This is a genomic window from Paraburkholderia ginsengisoli NBRC 100965, assembly GCF_000739735.1.
GTDB classification, from domain to species: domain Bacteria; phylum Pseudomonadota; class Gammaproteobacteria; order Burkholderiales; family Burkholderiaceae; genus Paraburkholderia; species Paraburkholderia ginsengisoli.
Map to the genome: position 1 here is coordinate 24,842 of NZ_BBJF01000009.1, position 21,001 is coordinate 45,842.

Below are 21,001 nucleotides of genomic sequence, written 5' to 3' on the forward strand. Positions count from 1 at the left end.
CGTACTCCTTAGATGATTTCCAGGTCGGCGCGCAACGCGCCCGCCGCCTTCATGGCCTGCAGGATCGACATCAGATCCGCGGGCGTCGCACCGAGTGCGTTGAGCGCCTTCACCACGTCGGCGAGATTCGCGCCGGCGCTCACCAGCTTCAGTGCACCGTTGTCCTGCTTCATCTGAATCTGCGACTGCTGCGCGACCACGGTCCGGCCGTTCGAGAACGCGCCCGGCTGGCTCACCACCGGCTGCGTGTTGATCACCACCGACAGATTGCCGTGCGCGACCGCGCAGTTCTGCAGCGTGACCATCTGGTTCATCACGATCGAGCCGGTGCGCGCGTTCAGGATCACCTTCGCGGCGGCTTGCGCGGGTCTCACGTCGAGGTTCTGCAATTGCGCCATGAAGGCGACCTGCTGCTCGGGATCGGCCGGCGCGCGCAATTGAATCGTGCGGCCGTCGAGCGCGGTGGCGGTGCCGCCGCCGAACGCGTTGTTGACCGCAGCGACCACGCGCTGCGTGGTGTCGTAGTCCATCTCGTTCAGGTCGAGCTGCATGGTGCCCGCTTGCGACACCGAAGTCGGTACCGCGCGTTCGACGATCGCGCCGCCGGCGATGCGGCCCGCCGCCAGCGTGTTGACCTGCACCTTGCTGCCGTTGGCGCTCGCGCCGGCGCCGCCGACCGCCAGGTTGCCCTGGCCGAGCGCGTACACCTGGCCGTCGGCGCCCTTGAGCGGCGTGAGCAACAGCGTGCCGCCGCGCAAACTCTTCGCATTGCCGAGCGACGACACGGTGACGTCGATCTGTTCGCCCGGCCGCGCGAACGGCGGCAGCACCGCCGTCACCATCACCGCGGCGACGTTCTTCAACTGGATGTTCGACAGCGACGATTGCGAGTTGCTCGACCCCGCCGCCTGGTTGTTGATCGAGATGCCGAGGTTCGCCAGCATGTTGGCGAGCGTCTGCGTGGTGAACGGCGTCTGCGTGGTCTGGTCGCCGGTGCCGTCCAGACCGACGACGAGGCCGTAGCCGATCAGCGGATTGTCGCGCACGCCCTGGATCTGCACGAGGTCTTTCAGGCGCTCGGCATGCGCAGGCGTGGCGGCCGGCAGCGCCGCGCAGGCGAGCGCGACGAACGCGAGCGCGCGGCCGGCGCGCGGGGCGGCGGCAAAAGCGGCGCGAACTGTGCGGCGAATGGAGACGGTACGCATGATCACCACGGCGACACGTTGAGGAAGAAGCGCTGCAACCAGCCCATGTTCTGCGCTTCGTCGATATAGCCCTTCGCGGAGTACTCGATTTTCGCGTCGGCCACCTGGGTGGAGTACACGGCGTTCAGGCTCGAAATCGTGTTCGGATTCACGACGCCGGAAAAGCGCACGAACTCGTTGCCCTGATTGATCAGCATCTGCTTTTCACCGCTGACGATCAGGTTGCCGTTCGCCTGCACGCCCGTCACCGTGACGGTGATCGTGCCGTTGAACGTATTGGACGCATTCGCGCCGCCGGTGCCGGAAAACACGTTGCCGCCGTTCGCGCTCAGATTGGCCCTGTTGAACAGGCCGCTGAGAAAGCCCGCGGTCGGCACCGCGAGATTCGTGCTGCCGGCGCGGTTCGCATTGGCGCCCGACGTCTTGGTCGCGTTGATGTTTTCGGCAATCACGATCGTGATGATGTCGCCGACATTGCGCGGACGCTGATCTTCGAACAGCGGCCGGCCCGCGTAGCCCGGGTTGTAGATCGAGCCCGACACCGGCGGCGGCGGCGGAGCCGGCGGCAAGGCCGTCATCGGCTGCTGCGTGATCGGCTGCTTGGGCACGAGGCCGCAGCCCCCCAGGGCCGCGAGCAGCGTGAGCTGCACGAGCGCCTGAGCGGTGCGCGAATGAACCGGAATGCGAGAGAAGTGCGACATCTGGATTACCGCCTTTAATTCCCAGTCCCTCAAACCTGCATCTGGCTGAGGGTCTGCAGCATCTGGTCGGAAGTGGTCACGGCCTTGCTGTTGATTTCGTAAGCGCGTTGCGTCTGGATCATGTTCACCAGTTCCTGCACCACGTTGACGTTCGATGCTTCCACGTAGCCCTGATTCAGCGTGCCCGCGCCGTTCAGGCCCGGTTGCGCGATGTTCGGCGCACCCGACGAAGCCGTCTCCGAGAACAGGTTTTCGCCCTTCGCGTCGAGACCGGCCGGGTTGATGAAGGTCGCGACCTGCATCGAGCCGAGCTGCTGGCTATTGGTCGAACCGGCGACGGTGATCGACACCACGCCGTCGCTGCCGATCGTCAGCGAAGTCGCGTTGGTCGGGACCGTGATGGCCGGGATCACCTGGTAGCCGCTCGACGTCACGAGTTGACCTTGCGCGTTCGTCTGGAACGAACCGTCGCGGGTGTAGGCGGTCGTGCCATCGGGCATCTGCACCTGGAAGAAGCCGGCGCCGTTGATCGCGACGTCCTTCGAGTTGCCGGTCTGCTGCAGGTTGCCCTGGGTGTACAGACGCTCGGTGGCGACCTGCTGCACGCCGGTGCCGAGCTGGATGCCGGACGGCAATTCGGTTTGCTGCGTCGAGTTCGCACCCGGCTGGCGGATGGTCTGATACAGCAGGTCCTCGAACACCGCGCGCGAGCCCTTGAAGCCGTTGGTGCTGACGTTCGCGAGGTTGTTCGAGATCACGTCCATCTGCGCCTGTTGCGCATTCATGCCGGTAGCGGCGATGTAAAGCGAGCGATTCACAATTCTTCTCCCATCCAGGATGGTGTTGCCATGTCGGGCGAGCCCGGGGCGATCCGTTAGCTGAAGCTGAGCAGCTGATTGGCGGACTGATCATTCTTGTCCGCGTTTTCGAGCATCTTGGTCTGCATCTGGAACTGCCGCGCGTTGGTGATCATCGAGACCATCGCGCTGACCGGATTCACGTTGCTGCCTTCGAGCGACGCCGGCGCCAGCGTGACGGCCGGATCGGCGTCGGCGGGATTGCCGTCGGCGGTGCGAAAAAGGCCGTCGTCGCCGCGCGTCAGCGATTGCGGGTCCGGGTTCACAAGCTTCAGCTGGTCGACGGTCACCACCGCGGTCGGCGGGTCGCCCGGCGTCAACGCGGACACCGTGCCGTCCTTGCCGATGGTGATCTCCGCGCCCGGCGGCACCGACACCGGCCCGCCGTTGCCGAGCACCACCTGATTGGTGGCGTTCACCAGTTGCCCGTTTTCGTCGATGTGCAGATTGCCGGCGCGCGTATAAGCCTCGTTGCCGTCGGTGGTCTGCACCGCCAGCCAGCCCGGCCCCTGAATCGCCACGTCGAGCGGGTTGCCGGTCTGCTGGATCGGCCCCGGTGTGTAGTCGGCGCCCGGCGTCGACGACAGCACGAAGGTGCGGGTGGTGTTGTCGTTGATCGAGCTGCCGTCGCCGAACGACATCGGCACGGCACGGAAAGTCTCGAGCTGCGCACGAAAGCCGGTGGTCGATGCGTTCGCGAGGTTGTTCGCGACGATCGCCTGCTGTTCGAGCGCCTGGGCGCTGCCCGACATCGCGGTGTAGATCAGCCGATCCATGATGGAGTCCCGGTCGCTTACAGGTTGATCAGGGTCTGGTCGACGGTCTGCTGGGTCTTGATCGTCTGCGCGTTCGCCTGATAGTTGCGTTGCGCGGTGATCAGGTTCACCAGTTCGCTCGTCAGATCGACGTTCGAGTTTTCCACCGCGCCGCCTTGCAGCACGCCGTGGTTGGTCGAGCCCGGCGTGGAGATCTGCGCGACACCCGACGCCGAGGTCGCGCCGTACTCGTTGTTGCCGAGATCGATCAGGCCGTTCTGGTTCGCGAAGTTCGCGAGCACGATCTGCCCGAGCGCGGAGGTCTGGCCGTTCGAATAGTTGCCGGTCAGCGTGCCGTCGGCGGCCACCGTGAAGCCGGTCAGTTGACCTGCCGCATAGCCGTCGGGCTGCAGGCTGTTCACGCCGTCCTTGCCGCCGTACTGCGTGGTGCCCGCGATGTTCAGCGTGATGTTCTGCGGCGTCGCCGAACCGTCGGTGGTCGGGATCGACACGTTGAACGTGTACGGCGCGGAGGTCGCGGTGCCGTCCGCGTTGGTCGTGCCGAGCAGCTTGCCCGACGAGTCGAAGTTCGCCTGGCCGACGAGCGTCGCTGTGCCGGTCGACGTGCCCGCGTAGACGTTCCACGTGCCGGCTGCCGTCTTCGAGAAGTACATGTTGACCTGCTGCGAGCCGCCGAGCGTGTCGTAGACCGTCGTGCTGGTCGAGTAGTTGTATGTCGACGAGCTGCTCTGGTTGAACGCGATCGGATTGTGCGCGACGGTGTAGGTGTCGCCGGCCGCCGGTGTGCCATTGAATGTAATGGTCTCGCCGCTGCCGAGCGTGATCGCCGTGCCTGTCGAATAGGCGGTGGTACTCGTGGTCGTGGTGGTGGCCCCGGTACTGTCCGTTGCCGTGACCGTGTAGCCCGTGGCGGTGAAATTGATCGCGTAGTCGTTGGCGTTCGTACCTGCGGCGGCATTGGTGATCGATACGCTGGACTGGACTGGCGTAGCGGCCGTGGAACTCACCGTCGGCGTGCCGAGCATCAGATCGTCCTGCGCGTTCAGATTCAGGCCGGCGGCGATCGTCGTGGTCGGCGTCGGCGCGATGTTCGCGGTCGGCACCTGCAGCGGCACGGTCTGCGCGGTGTTGATCACGCCGCCGTTGCTCGCCGCGTAGCCCATCAGTTGCAAGCCTTGCGCGTTGGTGATGTAGCCGTTCTTGTCGAGCTGGAACACGCCGTTACGCGAATACGTCAGCGTGCCGTTGTTGTTCATCTGGTAGAAGCCGTTGCCGTTGATCGCAACGTTCAGCGCCTGATTGGTCGAGGTGATCGTGCCTTGCGAGAACTGCTGCTGCACTTCCGCGAGCTTCGTGCCGATCCCGACCTGCTGGTTCACCGCGGTCGCGATCGAATTCGCGTACATGTCGGCGAATTCGGCGGTGCCGCTCTTGAAGCCGACCGTGTTGGCGTTGGCGATGTTGTTGCCGATCACGTCGAGATCGCTCGACGACGCGGACAAACCGCTCAAACCTTGTTGATAACCCATGACGTTCTCCGTAACTGGAAAGTCGTAACTGAATTGTTCTGAATCAGAGGATCGCCGCGACGCTGGTCAGCCCGACCGTCGAACCGTTCGACAGCACGAGGCCCGCGGTGCCCGAGCTCTGCGTGACGACGCTTTCCACCGTCGCGCCGGTTAGCGTAGTGGCGGTCGCCTGCTGTCCGTTGATCGTGCCCATCGCGGTGATCGTGTAGTTGCCGTCGGGCAGTGCGTTGCCTGCCGTGTCGGTCGGCGTCCAGCCGACCGGAATCGTGCCGGCCGACTGCTTGCCGAGATCGATCGTGTTGACGATCGTGCCGGCCGAGTTCTTCACGACGACCTGCAGATCGCTAACGTCGTTCGCGAGCGTGACGCCGAACGCGCCGGTTTTGCCGCTCGCCACGGAGATCGAGTTGCCCGGCGCGAGCACGGTCGAGCCGATCAGCAGCGCGGCCTGCGATTGCTGACCCGCCGAAAGCTGCGTCGACAGCGAACTCAGCGACGTGTTCAGCTGGCTGATGCCTTGCACCGTGCTGATCTGCGCGAGCTGCGAAGTCATCTGCGAGCTGTCCATCGGATTGGTCGGGTCCTGGTTCTTCAACTGCGCGACGAGCAGTTGCAGGAAGGTGTTCTGCAAATCGGTGGCCGACGTGCCGGACGTGCTGCTGGTCGAACTCGTGCTGCTGTTCGTGCCGTTCATCGTGTCGAGCAGCGTTTGCGAAACGGTCGTGCCGTTGCTGCCGATCGTGGTGCTAGTGGTCAAGGCGGTCTCCTCAGGTTCCGATCGTGAGCGTTTTCAGCATCAGTGTTTTGGCCGTGTTCAGCGTTTCGACGTTGGCCTGATAGGAGCGCGAAGCCGAGATCATGTTGACCATTTCCTGCACCGGGTCGACGTTGGGCAGCGTCACGTAGCCGTCCGCGTTGGCCGCCGGATTGCCGGGTTCGTACGCGGTTTTCATCGGCGACGGGTCGTCGACCACGCCGGTGACCTGCACGCCGCCGACCTGCTGGCCGGAGCCCGAGCGAGCGCCGCCGAGCGGGTTCACCGCGAACACGACCTGCTTGGCCTTGTACGGCTGGCCGTCGGGGCCGGTCGTACTGTCCGCGTTGGCGAGGTTCGACGCCGTCACGTTGAGCCGCTGCGACTGCGCGGACATCGCGGAGCCGGCAACACCAAAAATATTCATCAGGGATGGCATGGTTTCCTGACCTCTCCTGCCGGTTCGAGCCGGCTTCAAGTTAAGTCCCGTAGCGATTTGTTCGTGCTTGCTGCTGTGTGCTGTGCGTGCCGTTACGAACCCGACGTGATCGCCGCCAGCATCGTTTTGATCTGGCTCGACAACACCGTCATGCCCGATTCGAAGTGCAGCGTGTTGTCGGCGAACTGGACGCGCTCGGTGTCGATGTCCACCGTGTTGCCGTCGAGCGCGGGCTGCGTCGGAATCCGGTATTGCAGGTTGCCGTAGTCGTCGGGCGCGCCGCCGGTCGGGGTGAGCGTCGCCTTGCCGGCCATGTGGCCCGGCTCCGTCGACACCATCGACATGCCGCTCGTTACGCCCGCCGGCTGCGTCATCGCGAGCGTCGAGCCGTTCGATGCGCCCTGCCCGGCGGTCGTGCCGCCGGTCTTCTTCAGCGCGCCGGCCAGCGACGACGCGAAGTCGACGTCGCGTGCCCGGTAGCCCGGTGTATCGGCATTGGCGATATTCGACGACAGCAGCTCCTGCCGGTACGCGCGCACATCCAGCGCCTGGCGGCCGAAGGCGAATTCGGCATCGAGTTTGTCCAGCATAGAAATCTCCCGAGAGGGTTCCCGAGCCTTCCCATCACAGCGTCGCTCGCGGACTGCATCGACCGGGAAGGCCTTTTTGCATGAGGTGCATCTTATGGGCCGAATGCAAGTGGCAATCGGACGAATAACCGGGAAAGGGGGCTTCTATTCAACGTTTGCGCGACGGGGCCGCTCACTAGAATGCAAGGCGTACCGATGCATTCGATGGAGAACCCTCGATGGACCAGCCCACTTCCGATTTGCCGCAGCGTGCGAGCCGCGCGGCGGCGCTTCGCGCGGGGGCGTGTGCGGTCGCGGCGCCGGGGGCGTCGACTGTGTCTTCACCTCCGCCCTCGTCTTCAGCCGCGTCTTCAGAGACGTCCCCGGTTGCATCATCCCGAGCGGGGCGTCCTGCACGTGTGATGCGGCTGGCTCCACGCCTAGCCCTGCGCGCCACCTCACGTGTGTTCACGCGGCTGGTGGTGAACGTCGCGTTGTGGGTCGCGGGCGGGATCGTGCTGCTGCCGGGCACGACCCAGGCGCAGGAAGCCGGCGGCCCGATCGTGATTCCGGGTCCCGCTGAGAAAAACCCCGGCGCGCTCGCCGATATCGCGCAGCAAATGCAGACGCCGACGCAACGCGCGGCGTCGGCCAGCTCGCTCGCCGCCGCCACCGCACAGTCGCTCGGACGCGGGCCCGCGCCGCGCGACGCCGATCCGTTCACGCGCGCCGCCGGCACGAACGGCGCGATCGTGATCCCGGGTGCGAACGAAGCCTCGGCCGCGCCGGCGATGATCCGCACCAACTTCAAACCGGACGCCAATGGCGTCGTGACGATTCCCGCGCCGGCCAACGCCGGTGCGTCGGCGAACGTCGCGCGCGTGAACGTCGCGGCGAGTCCACGCGCAGTGTTGCCGGTCGTCGTGACGCCTATGTCGACGACGACCTCGACCGTCGCCCAGCCGGTCGACGCCAGCGCGCCGCAGGGCCGCGGTTTCGACACGCTCGCGTCGCGCGGCGAGCCGCCGCAATTCGGCGCGAACGGCAAGCCGGTCGCCCCGGCGACCGTCGCCATGCCGAACCGTCCCGTGATCGCCCGAACGCCGGCGGTACGCCAGGCGGCTCCGTCCGTCGCGCAGAAAACCATGCAGGCCGCCGTCGTTGCGCAGCCTGCCACCCTGCCCGGTCAGCAGGACCCCGAAGCAATTCACGCGGCCGCACTGGCCTTTTTGCAGCAACAGTCCGCCGGCTTGCCCGGCAAGATCGACATCACGGTTGCGCCGGCCTTTCCGCGTGGCCTCTCCGAGTGCGCCGCGCTCGAACCGTTCATGCCGAGCGGCGCGCGCCTGTGGGGCCGCATGACCGTCGGCGTGCGCTGCGCGGGCGAGCGTCCGTGGACCATTTACCTGCAGGCGCGCGTCGCACTGCGCGCCACCTACTACCTCGCCGCCCGCGCGATGGCGCCGGGCGAAGTGCTCACCGCCGCTGACCTCGTCGCGCGCGACGGCGACCTGACCGGCTTGCCGCAGGCGATCGTCACGGATCCGTCGCAGGCGGTCGGCTCGGTTTCGCTGGTGCGCATCGCGGGCGGCATGCCGCTGCGCCGCGACATGCTCAAGAGCGCGTCGGCGGTCGCGATCGGCCAGACGGTCCGGGTCGTCGCGGCGGGCGACGGCTTTTCGATCTCGGCCGAAGGCAGCGCAATGAACAACGCGTCGCCGGGTCAGCAAGTGCGGGTGAAGACCGCGAACGGGCAGGTCATCTCGGGGATCGTCAAGGACGGCGCGACCGTGGAGATTCAGTTGTGAACCGGTGGGCCGCCTTGCACCACACGCCGCAGCCGGCCGTGGCGGCGGTCTCGGTGCAAGCGGTAACGAAGGGGTCGGATTGCGTGGGAAAGCAAGGCCGGGGGTGGAGCGATTGCGCTAAAGTTTTGATCAGCGGTTGCCGTTATCAGGATCAAATCGTTCAGGAAGCCAATCGTGAAAGTCGATTCCACAAACAATTCGAATCTGCCGACGTTGAAAGACGCCCTGTCCCGCTCGCAACAGAGCGATGCCACCCCGGCGGCCAACGCGGCGTCGAACGCGAGCACGGCCGCGCCGGCCAGCGGCAGCGCTTCGGGCGACGCAAGCGTCAGCCTGTCGGGCCTGTCGCAGCATCTGCGCAGCCTGGCGGCGTCGGGCTCGGCCGATATCGACACGGCGCACGTCGAGTCGATCAGGCAGGCCATCAAGGATGGCTCGCTGCAGATCGATTCCGGCAAGATCGCCGACGGCGTGCTGCAGACGGCGCGCGACCTGTTGCAGAACAAAACCTCGTCGACCGGCAAGTAAGCGGCACCGCAAAGTGCGGCGACATGCCGGGCGGCATTCGACCAACCGGGCTCGCGCGTCGTGCGCGCGCCGCCGTGCCTAGCGAGTTGTTGAGATGAAAGACGCCCTGCTTGCCACCCTCATCGAAGAATATTCGACCGTCGAGGCGTTCGCCTCGATCCTGGCGCTCGAATCCAGGACGCTAGCATCCGCTTCGCCGATGGAAGACCTGCCGTCGATCGTCGAAAAGAAGACGGAACTGATCGGCGTGCTGGCGCGGCTCGAAGCCGCGCGCGACACGCAACTGGCCGAACTGGGCTATCCGGCCGGCTGGTCCGGCATGGAGCTGGCGGCCAGCACCGACACGCGAGTCGCCGCGCAATGGACGCTGCTGCAAAAATCCGCCGAGCGCGCGCGGCGCGCCAATACCAATAACGGCGAACTGATCCGCGTGCGGATGGATTACAACCAGCGCGCGCTCGCGGCACTGCAGGTGAACATGCCGCGCAAGGCCAATTTCTACGGGCCCGACGGACGGATTCCGGCGCACTCGGGCGTTTGAAAACCGTCCGCGATTGACTGGCGGTTGCGCCGGTCCCGACCCGACAATCGGCTGCCGTTCCGGTCGAACGAAAAAAGGCCCGTCCTGGACGGGCCTTTGCTGTTTCTGGCGCGATGACTCCAGCGCGCCCTTCTCCCTTGCCTCCTGCCGCAACGCAACGTTAGCCATCCGGCTAGCTAGCGCGCAAAGCCGCGTCGCGTTGAAATGACATTCCCAATGAGCTTTTTTCCGTCGCCCGGCGGGACGTCGCGGCGCATTCACAGGCGAAGCTCTGTCCATTAGCGAGGTTGTGTAATCGTGTGTATAGTTACGGGAGTGCAATATGAACAGCGCCGAGGTCGTCAAACTGATCCACGCCAATGGTTGGCAGCACGTCCGGATATCGGGCAGCCACCATCATTTTCGGCACGCGGTAAAGCCCGGTCTCGTGACCATCCCCGCATCCGAAAAAGGAGCTGCCGCCCGGCACCCTGAACAGCATTCTGAAACAGGCGGGGCTGAAATGAAGAACCTGATTTACCCGATCGCAATCGAGCCTGGCGACGAGAAGCATGCGTTCGGCGTAGTGGTGCCCGACATCCCGGGTTGCCACGCGGCGGGAGACACGCTGGAGGAAGCCTACGCCAATGCGAAAGAGGCGATCGAAGCGCATCTGGAGACGCTGATCGACGAAGGGATGCCGCTGCCCGAACGGGGCACGCTCGACGAGCATCGGCTCAACGCCGACTTCGCGGGCTTCACCTGGGGCATCGTGACCACGCGCAATATTCCGGCGCTGAAAAAAGCGATCCGCATCAACATCTCGCTGCCCGAAGTGCTGGTGCATGAGATCGACGCTTATGCGCAGGCGCGCGGCATGTCGCGCTCGGCCTTTCTCGCGCTCGCCGCCGAACATGAAATGGCGAACGCCTGAAAAACGAGGTGGGCGCGCAGCGCGCCACCCGTCCAACTTCACACGGTGCGGCTTCAGTTCGCCTCGGCGTTCGCCCAGGCCATTTCCCGCAGCCGCGTGCGCAGGCGCGCCACGGCCTGGCTGTGCAACTGGCACACGCGCGATTCGCTGACTTCCATCACCGCGCCGATTTCGCGCAGATTCATGCCGCGCTCGTAGTACAGCGACATCAGCAGCTTCTCGCGATCCGGCAAACGGTCGATCGCCTCCACCAGCGCCGAGCGCAGACTGTCGTCGAGTAGCGCTGACAGCGGATCGGAATGATCCACGCAGTAGCGGTCGAGGAACGGTTCGTCGTCGGCGGAACGGTCGAAGTCTTCGTAGTAGATCAACTGGCTGCCGTGCAGGTCCTGCAGCATCGACTGATATTCGTCGAGCGGCATTTGCAGGTGCTCGGCAATTTCGGTCTCGCTCGCCGAGCGGCCCAGGTTCTGTTCCACCTTGTGCACCGCCGTTTCGACTTCGCGCGAGGTGCGCCGCAAGCTACGCGGCAACCAGTCGTTGCTGCGCAGCTCGTCGAGCATCGCGCCGCGAATCCGCTGGCTCGCGTAGGTCTCGAACTGCGCGCCCTGATCTTCCTTGTAGCGGCCCGCGGCATCCAGCAATCCGATCATGCCGGCCTGGATAAGATCGTCGAGATCGACGCTCGCCGGCATCTTGGCGACGAGCTGCAAGCCGAGGCGACGCACGAGCGGTGCGTACTTCGTCAGGACTTCGGCTTGGGAAATCTTTCCCTGGGCGTTATACATCGTGCTCCCCTTGTCCTTGTGCCGCCTCTCAGGCGTGCTGCGCGGACGGTTGGTCGGCGTGTTGCGCCGCTGTAACTGTCGCAGGCGCCCGCCTGGGCGTTTGCGACGACATCGCTGGCCGTATCGGCCAGTACTGCAATTCGGCGGCGAGGTGCCGGAAGTCGCGCGCAGCCGGTGTCGACGGGAATGCATCGACGACACAACGCGACAACTCCAGGGCTCGCGCCATCCGCGCATCGGCGGCAATGCAGCCGGCATCTTCCAGCGCCACCGTGAGGTAGCGCCCGGCCACGCCGGCCAGGTTGGCGAACGTCGTATGCGCGTCGTTCACGCTTTGCACGTGGTTCGTCAGCACGCGAAACTGCGCGATCGCGTGCGCGTAGTGCAGACGTTTCATGCACGCGTACGCGTCGGTGATCGCCTGAGCCGACACGCGCGTGACGATCATCACGTCATGCGCCTGCCGGGCGAACGGCGACAGGTGGCCTTGCTCGTCGAGCTGCGCGTCGATCAGCACGATGTCGGCGGAGCCGCCGAGCAGCACGTTGAACTGCTCGACCGTGTGGCCTTCGCGGTTGTGACGCGACGCGGCCAGCACCGAAAAGCCCAGCGCGTGCCGCGCGACGGCGTCGTCGAGCGTCATCTCGCCGCGCATCACGGCCGAGAAATTGCCCGCGCCACGCAAGCCGCCGAGCATCGCGCTCACCGATCTGTCGCCGACGCATTCGTCGACCACCAGCACGTCCTTGCCCTGCTGCGCAAGCGCGGCGGCGAGGTTGACCACCGCGGTCGTGCAGCCGACGCCGAGCGGACCGCCCGTCACCGCGATCACGCGTGCGCCGCTGCGCGCGAGCAGCCGCCGCAGTCCTTCGGCCTGATCCGAAATGAGCTTATCCAAAGCGAACCTCGTGCAACTCGGCCGTCGAACGTGCTGACAGCGCGGACAGCAGCGCCGGAATATCGTCGTCATGCGGCACGAACGGCGAGTTGTCGCGCGGAATGCAGAAGGCGCTCTTGATCAGGAATTTCTTCGTTGCGACGTACAGGTTCTCCGGCACCTTCTGACCGGTCGACACGTAGTGCACCGGCAGCTTGTAGCGGATCACCGTATCGAGCACGCCGCCCAGGTTGGTGGCTTCGTCGAGCTTGGTCACGATGCAGCCGGCGAGCGGCTGCTGATCCGGCGCGCGCTGATACGCCTGCACGACTTCGTTGAGGGTGTCGCCGTGACTCGTCGCGTTGAGCAGCAGCAGGCGTTGCACCGGTTGACCGGCGCGGCACAGCATCGCGATCTGGTCGGACACGAGGCGGTCGCGCTGGCTCATGCCGATCGTGTCGATCAGCACGATGTGCTTGTTGCGCAGCTCGGAGAGCGCGAGTTGCAGGTCGGCGCCGTCCTTCACCGCGTGCACCGACACGCCGAGAATCTTGCCGAAGATGCGCAGTTGTTCGTGACCGCCGATCCGGTAGCTGTCGGTGGTGAGGAGCGCCACCTTGCTCGCGCCAAAGCGCATCACGCAGCGCGCGGCGAGCTTCGCGGTGGTGGTCGTCTTGCCGACGCCGGTCGGGCCCATCAGCGCGAACACGCCGCCGCGCTCCATCAGCGCGTCCTCGTCTTCCATCACCGGCAGGTTCGATTCGAGGACCGTGCGCACCCACTCCATGCCGCCGTCCATCGTCTCGACTTCGTCGGGCAGGTTGTCGACCATCATCTGCACGAGTTGCGCGGAAAAGCCCGCGGCGAACAGGTGCTTGGTGAGCGCGGCGCGCGCCGGGTTGCGACGCTGACGCTCGCCCCATAGCAGACCGGCGAAGTGTTCTTCCATCATCCCGCGCATCGACGACAGTTCGTTCATCACGGTGTCGTTGACGACCTGCTCCATGCGCGCCTTGATCGCTTCGGCGACGGCCGCCGGCGTGCGCGTTTCGTCGCCGGCAGGCAGCGTCGGTGCGAGCTTCTGCGCGCTGCGGCGCGCGGCAACTTGCGCGGCTTCGCGGGCCCAGCCGGGCGTTTCGGTCACGGGTGCGGGTGCGGCAGCGGCCGGCTGCGCGGCGGGCGTGTCGATTTCGACAGCGGCGCCCAGTCCCTTCGCGGCGGCGGCGGCCGGCGTCATCGGCGTGGGGCGCGCGCTGTACTCGCCTTGCTGTTGCTGCTGTTCGGCGGCGATGCGACGCGCATGGTCGATCAGCCAGGGATTCGATTCGGCCATCGTGCGCGGCGCGGGGGTCTCGGCGGTCTTCGGCGCGGCGGACGTGACCGGCACGCCAGCGGCTTTGAGCAGATCGGCACGCATGTCTTCGGTCAGACGCGCGGCCGCCGCGCGGGCGCTCGGTCCGGCGGGCAGCGGCTGCGCAACAGCCTGGCCGATGAGCGCAGCGGGGTCCGCGACGGCGCCGGGCAATGCCGTCGTCGGAGCGGGCGCTGCTGCGCTTGCCTGGGACACTGCTTTCGGCGCTGCGGCTTTCGGCGCGACCGGCAGCGACAACGCTTCGCTCACAGGCAGACTCGCCGCCGCACTTGGGGCCATCGTTTCGGCACCGGCTTCTGGGCTCGCGCCGAATACCGACGAAAACACATCGGGCATGCCGCTCGCATACGGATTCGCCGGCATGGTCGGCAGTGCGCGCGGTGCGGCGGGCGGCGGTAGTCCAGCGGCTGAACTCGTCGGCGCAGCGAATGCCGCAGCCGCGCCTTCGCGAGCCTTCGGCGTGATCGCTGCGAGGTCGCTATCGGCCAGTGCGACGATCTCGACGCTGCCGTCGCCCAGCGTGCGGTTGGACAACACGACCGCGTCCGGGCCGAGGGCTTCACGCACGAGGCGCAGCGCATCGCGACTGTTGGCACCGACAAATTTACGAATGTTCAAGCTGGACCCCCAATGAGGTATACGGACTGACGGACCGGCAACACACCGCTTCCCATTGAGATCAATTATTGCGAAAGCCGTCGAGTGACGATCGATGGATAAAGACCGTTAAAGGTAGGCAATTCGCGCGATGGAGATGCCGCCGTTGCGGCGCGCACGCGGGTTTGAAACGGGACATCGGGCGGCGCCGCGCGACGCTCGCGGGGCAAGCACAGGTATGCCTCGGAGCACGCCCGAACACATCAGGTAAGGCGCGGAAATGAAAACCGGCGCCCGAAGGCGCCGGCAAAGAGACTGCGTATTTATGCTTGTTCTTATCCGGTTGCGCGCGGCGCGCTAGCCATGCGCGCCGATCAGATTCACCACTTTGACATTGCGCGTGTCGGGCACCTCCGCATACGAGAGCACCTTCAGCTGCGGCAGACTGCGGCGCAGGAAGCGCGCGAGCATCGGCCGCAACGCGTGCTGCACCAGCAACACCGGCGCAAAGCCGAGATTCTGCTGACGCGTCATCGCCTTCTGCGTTTCGTTGAGCAGCGTATTCGCGAGCCCCGGTTCGAGTCCCGGATTCGCGCCCGTCGACAGCGCCTGCGACAACACCCGCTCCAGATTCGAATCGAGGCCCATCACCTGCATGTCGCCGGTGCCGGGGAACCACTGCTGCGTGATCGCGCGACCCAGCGCGAGGCGCACGGCGGCGGTGAGATCGTGCGCGTCGCCGATCTTCGATGCATGTTCGGACAGCGATTCGAGAATCGTGCGCAGATCGCGGATCGGCACGCCTTCTTCCAGCAGGTTTTGCAGCACCTTTTGCAGCGTGGTGAGCGGCAGCGTCTTCGGCACCAGATCGTCGACCAGCGACGGCGTGTCCTTCTGCATCCGTTCGAGCAGCGCCTGCACTTCACGGCGGCCGAGCAGTTCCGACGCGTGCGTCACCACCAGGTGATTCAGGTGCGTCGCCACCACGGTGCTCGAATCGACCACGGTGTAGCCATATACCTGCGCCTGTTCGCGCAGATTCGTATCGATCCAGATGGCGGGCAGGCCGAACGCCGGGTCTTGCGTCGGCGTGCCCGGCAGCGCGGCGGAAACCTGGCCGGGGTTGATCGCCAGCCATTGCCCCGGAAACGCTTCGCCGACACCCACTTCGACGCCCTTCAACGCGATGCGATAACCGTTCGGCCGCAGTTCGAGGTTGTCGCGAATATGGATGACCGGCGGCAGAAAGCCGATTTCCTGCGCGAACTTCTTGCGGATGCTCTTGATCCGCTTGAGCAGTTCGCCGTCCGAGTTCTTGTCGACGAGCGGGATCAGCCGGTAGCCGACTTCGAGGCCGAGCGTGTCGATCATCGTCACGTCGTCCCAGCTTGCTTCGGAGTTTTCGACCGGGGCTAGCGCAGCCGGCGCGACATCGACGAGCGCCGTGCTGGTCTTGCGATCTTCGGCGCGCTTTTTCATCGTGCGGCCGAGCTGGATCAGGCCGCCGCCCAGCAGCAGAAACGCGAAGTGCGGCATGCCCGGGATCATCCCCATCAGCACGAGAATGCAGCCGGTGATCATCAGCACGCGCGGATTCGTGAACAGCTGGCCGGTGAGCTGCGTGCCGATGTCTTCGTTGGTCGCGACGCGCGACACGATCACGCCGGCGGCCGTCGAAATCACCAGCGACGGGATCTGCGCGACGAGGCCGTCGCCGATCGTCAGCAGCGTGTAGTTCTTGCCCGCCGCGGCGAAACTCATGTCGTGCTGGACCATCCCGACGATCAGCCCGCCGACGATGTTGATCACCATGATCAGCAGACCGGCGATTGCATCGCCGCGCACGAACTTGCTCGCGCCGTCCATCGAGCCGTAGAACTCGGCTTCCTGCGAGACCTCCGACCGGCGCTTTCTCGCCTGCTCTTCGTTGATGAGACCGGCGTTCAGATCGGCGTCGATTGCCATCTGCTTGCCGGGCATCGCGTCGAGCGTGAAGCGCGCGGACACTTCCGCGATCCGCCCGGCGCCCTTCGTGATCACCATGAAGTTGATCACCATCAAAATGATGAAGACGACGATACCGACCGCGAAGTTGCCGCCCACGAGGAAGTGGCCGAACGACTCGATCACCTGGCCGGCCGCGTCCGGGCCGGTGTGGCCTTCGAGCAGCACGACGCGCGTCGACGCGACGTTCAGCGACAGGCGCAGCAGCGTCGAGAACAGGAGCACGCTCGGGAACGCGGCGAAATCGAGCGGCTTCATCGTGTACATGCTGACGAGCAGCACCATCACCGAGAGCGCGATGTTGAACGTGAACAGCAGATCCAGCAGGAACGGCGGCAACGGCAGAATCATCATGCCGAGGATCATGCAGATCAGCACCGGCCCGGCGAGGGCGCGCAAATTGGTGCTGCTCAAGGCCTCCGGCCGTCGGGCGAGGAAACCGGCGCGAGCGTTCATGCGGAGGCTCCTGAAGCGTCGTCGTTAGCGGGGTTTAAGGTGTCGGCGGCTTCCTGATCGGCTTCGTCGTCCGATACACCGCCTTTGTCGAGGTCCGCCGGCACGTCGAGTCCGGTCGGCGCGACCGGCACGGCGCCGCCTTCGGTTTTGAAGCGCCGCAACTGATACACCCACGCGAGCACCTCGGCCACCGCGCCATACAGCGGGCCCGGAATCTCTCGGTTCAGATCGACGTTGTGATACAGCGCACGCGCGAGCGGCGGCGCTTCGAGCAACGGCACGTTGTTTTCGGCGGCGATTTCGCGAATCCGCGCGGCGACCAGGTTCACACCCTTGGCGACCACCTTGGGCGCGCGCATCTCGCCGTCGGCGTATTGCAGCGCGACCGCGAAGTGCGTCGGGTTGGTCACCACGACGTCGGCCTTCGGCACCTGCGCCATCATCCGGCGACGCGCAATCGCGCGCTGCTGCTGACGAATCTTGCCCTTGATGTGCGGGTCGCCTTCGCTTTCGCGATGCTCGCGCTTCACTTCTTCCTTCGACATGCGCAGCTTCTTGTGGAACTGCCAGAGCTGATACGGGACGTCGAGCGCGGCCACCGCGAACATGCCGGCTACGGTCATCCCGCAGCACACGGCGATCAGATGCACGGAGTTGGCGAGCGCGATGTGCAACGGCTGGGTCGCGAGTGCGAGAATTTCTTCACGGCGATTCCAGATCGCCGTGCCGCCGATGATCCCCACCACCAGCGTCTTCACGAGCGACATGCCGAGCTGGATCGGTCCGTTGATCGAGAACATCCGGCCGAAGCCTTCAATCGGATTGAGGCGGCTGAACTTCGGTTCGAGCCCCTTCGCCGACAGTTGCCAGCCGCCCAGCGCCATCGGCGCGAGCAACGCGGCGAGGCCGGTGAAGGCGAGAATCGGCATGAGCGCATAGAAGCCTTCGCGGCTCGCGGCCCCCGCGCCGATCAGCATGCGGCTGGTTTCGAAACTGCTGGCGTGGTCGAACGTGAGCGACGCGCGCAGCATGTTCTGCAAATGCTCGCCGATGCTGCCGGACATCCCCCACACGCCGTAGAACCCCGCTGCCAGCAAGGCGAACGTCGACAGCTCCCGCGAACGCGCGATCTGCCCTTCCTCGCGCGCCTTCTGCAGGCGCCGGGGAGTGGCTGATTCGGTTTTTTCGAGGTCGCTGTCCTCTGCCACAAAGCTCTCCAGTCGGCCGAGGCACGGCGCCTCTTTCCAGTGAGAGCGATTATTCCCGCTCGACGCAAGCAGCGATCAGCGGATAAGCGCGGAGAAAGGGGGGTATTTCGACGGATGAAGCGGACGTCCGCGCGTGTCTTGCGCGGGCGTCCGGGCTGGCTTTGGTTTGAACGACGGCGCGCGTCAGAAGGCCACGTAAGGCGACTGGCCGCCGCTCGCGCTTTTGTCGATGCCGTAGTACACGTGCCGGCCGTAGAAGAACGGCAGACCGAGGTCGAAGCTGGTGCTGCCGCCGATCTGCCCGGCGAGGTTGTTGAACGCGAAGTTGCTGGTGTTGCCGAACAGCGTCGCCGCGCTGACGATGCCGATGCTCGCGCTCGCGGTCGTCTTGTTCAGTCCGACCAGCGTGATCGAGCGGGTCTGCGCGGAACTCGGGCAGTAGAAGCCGGAGAAATTGTTGGCGCATTGTGCAAGCGAGCTATCGGTGAAGAAGTAGCCGTTCGAGCCCGAATCGAGGAACGCCTGCACGGTCGTGCCGTTGAAGACGCTGTTGTTCATGTCGCCATAGGCGTCGGTCGTGAAGACCTGCGCGCCGGCCAGCGCATTGTTCGCTTGCGTGCCGATGCCGAACACCAGCGTCCCGTTTGCCGACGGCGCGCCCGCATCGGGCACCGGCGGCATCTGCACGATCACGCCGTTGTTGTCGGCCGCGAAGTTGGCCACCGGATTGGCCACCTGCTGCACGATCGGCACCGCGGTGCGGGTACAGGACGTACCGCCCGGGCACGCGAAGTAATTGCTGTAGGTCGCGGCGGTGCTCGGATCGGAGCAGGTCGTGCCGCAATCGACGGGCGCCGTGCCGACGCCCAGAATGCCGTTGGCGCCGAGATCGCCGACTGTGCTTTCCGCCGAGCCGTTGCCGCAACCGCGCGAGGGCACCGTGCTCGCATCCTTGTCGCCGATGATCTGCAACGGGATCGCGGCCGTCGTGGTTTCGCCGCCGATCGTGACGGTCGCGGTGCGCACCGTGCCCCACGTGTACCCGTCGGCGAAGGTCGCGCACTCGGCGAGTTGCCCGCCGCTCACCGCGCTGACCGGCAGCGCGCCGAGCAGCGACGCGTTCAGCGTCGAGCCGACCACCCGCAACCCGAACGAACCGGTGTCGAGCTGGATGTTGTCGATGGTCTGGCAATTGGTCGTCGAACCGGGCGCGCAAATCGTCACGCTGACCGCCGGAATATTGATGACGCCGCTCACGCCCCGGCCGACCGTGATCGGCACGGTGTTCGACGCGTTCGGAGCGATCGGCTGCTGGGTCGGGCTGGGGGGCAGCGAACCGCCGTTCAGCGTGGTCGACGAATTACCGCCGCTATCTCCGCCGCCGCCGCACGCGGCGAGCGTCGCCAGCAACGTCACGGCCAGGGCGGCCTGTAGCCAGCCTTTGAGGTTCACACCAATGTGCAGGGTTCGCATCGTCGTCCTCGCCATTACTGGATGTCGGAACCGCTGACGCCGGCGGGCAGCGCGGGCGGCAGCCACGCCTGACCGCTGAACGCGCCCATGTGGCCGCCGGACCGCACCACGAGCCCGCTCTGGTCGACGCTGACCGGACCGCGTGCGCCGCCGCGCGCCGCGCGCACGGTCTTCACACCCGCGACGTATTGCGGGAAATAGCTGCCGAGCAGATCGTTCAGATCCGGCATTTGCGGACCGCGCCATGCGAGACCGAACACGGTGCCGTCGGCGGCGAGATATTCGCGGACCACGGTGCCGTTGCCGAACGTGGTCTCACGCACGTCGTAGGACGCGGAGGCCGAAGTGGAACTGGACGCGGAGGAAGCGGCGCTCGATGCCGAACGCATTACGCCCTGTGCGGCCGCGCCGGAGCCGCCGCCTGGCTGGACGACGCGGGAAGAGACCGAGGCGTCCGTGGGCGGCGTCATCGGGGCGCCGCCGAGTCCGGCATGAGCGGACTGCACGGCAAAGAGCGAACAGGGCAAGGCTAGCGCCGTCAGGATCCCGGCGCGGCGTACACGACTCCACATGGCGATGCTCCTCCCGAGCTGCGGCTCGGTTCGCACCGCGCGCGAACCGGCTGCATGTAGGCAGATCATACGGCACCGCCGCGGTCGCATTCATGAGGGGTGTCCCTCACCGAGCCACCGGCCGGCGACTATGTCCACCGGAGCGCCGTGCCGCTGCTTGAGCTCCTAGTATGCCTGTGGTTTGCGTCCAGAGACAGCAAGCGCGCGCGGGAGGCGCGGGCTTGCCAGGCGTGATGATGATTTGGCGGGACGCGCGAAGGGCGCCCGGGCGGGGTCGCGCGATTCACTGACGACCCGCTCGCCGCCCGCGGCGTCCGAAGCGTCAGAAGCCCAGGCTGGCAAGCAGATCGTCGACCTGCGACTGGTCCTGCATCACATCCGTCTTACCTTCCGGATTGATCTGCGGACCATTCAGCAGATGTTCGGGGCTGCCGGTCGGCGACACCTCGGCCACCAGTGCCGCCGCTTGCGCCGCGAACTGCTCGCGCCGCTCCAGCGCGATGTTCTCGACCAGCACGCCGAGCAACTGCTGCTCGATCAGGTACACGACATCCGTGATCTTCTTGATGACCTGGCCGGTCAGATCCTGGAAGTCCTGCGCGAGCATGATCTCCATCAGTTGCGCATTAGTCGCGCCGGTCGCCTCGGGCACGCCACGCAGGAAGGTGCGCGTGTCGTTCATCAGCGCGCGCACTTCCTCGCGTTCGATCGGCGCCGCGTACCACTGCTCCCAGCGCGCGTCGAGTCCGCCCGCGTCCTTCTGCAGCTGCTCCTGGACCGGCTTGGCGACGTCGATCGCCGACAGCACGCGCTCGGCGGCCTGCTCGGTCATGTCCGCGATGTACTTCAGACGATCGCGCGCATCGGGCACGGCTTCCGCCGCGCGCTCGACGTGCTTGTCGAGCCCGAGCTCGCGCATCGAGTCGCGCAGCGTGCGCGTCAGTTGTCCAATGCGGGCGAGGATGCGGTCGGACGCGTGGTCGCCGCTCTCGCCGACCGCTTCGGCGTGAGGCGCATGGGTCGGCAGATTCACG

At 65.9% G+C, this 21,001-nt stretch carries 20 protein-coding genes and 1 pseudogene; 5 read left to right on the plus strand and 16 right to left on the minus strand.

Annotation, left to right across the window (positions count from 1 at the left end; translation table 11 throughout):
* Positions 1-8: 8 nt before the first annotated feature.
* From BGI01S_RS16835 to BGI01S_RS16870, 8 genes are all read right to left on the minus strand, one after another.
* Positions 9-1,205, minus strand: coding sequence for a flagellar basal body P-ring protein FlgI (locus BGI01S_RS16835; protein WP_042327362.1), 1,197 nt, complete (start codon positions 1,203-1,205; stop codon positions 9-11).
* 2 nt (positions 1,206-1,207) lie between these two features.
* A complete protein-coding gene (gene flgH, locus BGI01S_RS16840; protein ID WP_042327109.1) occupies positions 1,208-1,906 on the minus strand; it encodes a flagellar basal body L-ring protein FlgH in 699 nt (232 codons plus the stop codon).
* A gap of 29 nt (positions 1,907-1,935) precedes the next feature.
* A complete protein-coding gene (flgG, locus tag BGI01S_RS16845) occupies positions 1,936-2,724 on the minus strand; it encodes a flagellar basal-body rod protein FlgG (protein WP_042327110.1) in 789 nt (262 codons plus the stop codon).
* A 56-nt stretch (positions 2,725-2,780) separates the two neighbouring features.
* Positions 2,781-3,539 (minus strand): flagellar basal-body rod protein FlgF, encoded by a 759-nt coding sequence (gene flgF / locus BGI01S_RS16850; protein WP_042327111.1) that lies wholly within the window; start codon positions 3,537-3,539, stop codon positions 2,781-2,783.
* A gap of 17 nt (positions 3,540-3,556) precedes the next feature.
* Positions 3,557-5,068, minus strand: a complete 1,512-nt coding sequence (locus tag BGI01S_RS16855) for a flagellar hook protein FlgE (RefSeq protein WP_042327112.1) — start codon at positions 5,066-5,068, stop codon at positions 3,557-3,559.
* Positions 5,069-5,111: 43 nt separating this feature from the next.
* Positions 5,112-5,825 carry a flagellar hook assembly protein FlgD gene (locus BGI01S_RS16860; protein WP_042327113.1) on the minus strand — a complete coding sequence of 238 codons (714 nt, stop codon included), beginning with the start codon at positions 5,823-5,825 and terminating at the stop codon, positions 5,112-5,114.
* Between the two features lie 10 nt (positions 5,826-5,835).
* Positions 5,836-6,261, minus strand: coding sequence for a flagellar basal body rod protein FlgC (gene flgC / locus BGI01S_RS16865; protein ID WP_042327114.1), 426 nt, complete (start codon positions 6,259-6,261; stop codon positions 5,836-5,838).
* 92 nt (positions 6,262-6,353) lie between these two features.
* The gene (locus tag BGI01S_RS16870) at positions 6,354-6,851 is read right to left on the minus strand and encodes a flagellar basal body rod protein FlgB (protein ID WP_042327115.1); all 498 of its coding nucleotides are present in this window, start codon (positions 6,849-6,851) and stop codon (positions 6,354-6,356) included.
* 401 nt (positions 6,852-7,252) lie between these two features.
* Between BGI01S_RS16870 and flgA the strand changes: the two genes are divergently transcribed.
* The 5 genes and pseudogenes from flgA to BGI01S_RS16890 all read left to right on the plus strand — a co-directional run bounded on the left by flgA (position 7,253) and on the right by BGI01S_RS16890 (position 10,620).
* Positions 7,253-8,638: a flagellar basal body P-ring formation chaperone FlgA gene (gene flgA / locus BGI01S_RS16875; protein WP_232624324.1), complete on the plus strand. Its 1,386-nt coding sequence runs from the start codon at positions 7,253-7,255 to the stop codon at positions 8,636-8,638.
* A gap of 174 nt (positions 8,639-8,812) precedes the next feature.
* The gene (flgM, locus tag BGI01S_RS16880; protein WP_042327117.1) at positions 8,813-9,166 is read left to right on the plus strand and encodes a flagellar biosynthesis anti-sigma factor FlgM; all 354 of its coding nucleotides are present in this window, start codon (positions 8,813-8,815) and stop codon (positions 9,164-9,166) included.
* Between the two features lie 94 nt (positions 9,167-9,260).
* The gene (locus BGI01S_RS16885) at positions 9,261-9,707 is read left to right on the plus strand and encodes a flagella synthesis protein FlgN (RefSeq protein WP_042327118.1); all 447 of its coding nucleotides are present in this window, start codon (positions 9,261-9,263) and stop codon (positions 9,705-9,707) included.
* Between the two features lie 322 nt (positions 9,708-10,029).
* A pseudogene (locus tag BGI01S_RS29640) lies at positions 10,030-10,213 on the plus strand (type II toxin-antitoxin system HicA family toxin).
* Entirely contained in the window at positions 10,210-10,620 is a 411-nt protein-coding gene (locus BGI01S_RS16890; RefSeq protein WP_042327119.1) for a type II toxin-antitoxin system HicB family antitoxin, read from the plus strand. Before BGI01S_RS29640 ends, BGI01S_RS16890 begins: the two are co-directional and overlap by 4 nt.
* A gap of 53 nt (positions 10,621-10,673) precedes the next feature.
* On the opposite strand, the gene BGI01S_RS16895 is transcribed toward BGI01S_RS16890, so the two are convergent.
* From BGI01S_RS16895 to cheZ, 8 genes are all read right to left on the minus strand, one after another.
* Positions 10,674-11,408, minus strand: a complete 735-nt coding sequence (locus BGI01S_RS16895; protein ID WP_042327120.1) for an RNA polymerase sigma factor FliA — start codon at positions 11,406-11,408, stop codon at positions 10,674-10,676.
* 28 nt (positions 11,409-11,436) lie between these two features.
* Positions 11,437-12,306: a MinD/ParA family ATP-binding protein gene (locus tag BGI01S_RS16900; RefSeq protein ID WP_042327121.1), complete on the minus strand. Its 870-nt coding sequence runs from the start codon at positions 12,304-12,306 to the stop codon at positions 11,437-11,439.
* On the minus strand, positions 12,299-14,275 hold the full coding sequence (gene flhF, locus BGI01S_RS16905) for a flagellar biosynthesis protein FlhF (RefSeq protein ID WP_042327122.1): 1,977 nt from the start codon (positions 14,273-14,275) through the stop codon (positions 12,299-12,301). The genes BGI01S_RS16900 and flhF overlap by 8 nt, the downstream gene beginning before the upstream one ends.
* A gap of 336 nt (positions 14,276-14,611) precedes the next feature.
* Positions 14,612-16,714: a flagellar biosynthesis protein FlhA gene (gene flhA / locus BGI01S_RS16910; RefSeq protein ID WP_042327123.1), complete on the minus strand. Its 2,103-nt coding sequence runs from the start codon at positions 16,712-16,714 to the stop codon at positions 14,612-14,614.
* Positions 16,711-17,922, minus strand: coding sequence for a flagellar biosynthesis protein FlhB (gene flhB, locus BGI01S_RS16915; protein WP_042327124.1), 1,212 nt, complete (start codon positions 17,920-17,922; stop codon positions 16,711-16,713). The genes flhA and flhB overlap by 4 nt, the downstream gene beginning before the upstream one ends.
* Before the next feature lie 183 nt (positions 17,923-18,105).
* Positions 18,106-19,395: a DUF3443 domain-containing protein gene (locus tag BGI01S_RS16920; protein WP_042327125.1), complete on the minus strand. Its 1,290-nt coding sequence runs from the start codon at positions 19,393-19,395 to the stop codon at positions 18,106-18,108.
* A gap of 14 nt (positions 19,396-19,409) precedes the next feature.
* Entirely contained in the window at positions 19,410-19,967 is a 558-nt protein-coding gene (locus BGI01S_RS16925; protein ID WP_042327126.1) for a DUF2844 domain-containing protein, read from the minus strand.
* A 322-nt stretch (positions 19,968-20,289) separates the two neighbouring features.
* The gene (cheZ, locus tag BGI01S_RS16930) at positions 20,290-21,000 is read right to left on the minus strand and encodes a protein phosphatase CheZ (protein ID WP_042327127.1); all 711 of its coding nucleotides are present in this window, start codon (positions 20,998-21,000) and stop codon (positions 20,290-20,292) included.
* Position 21,001 lies beyond the last annotated feature (1 nt).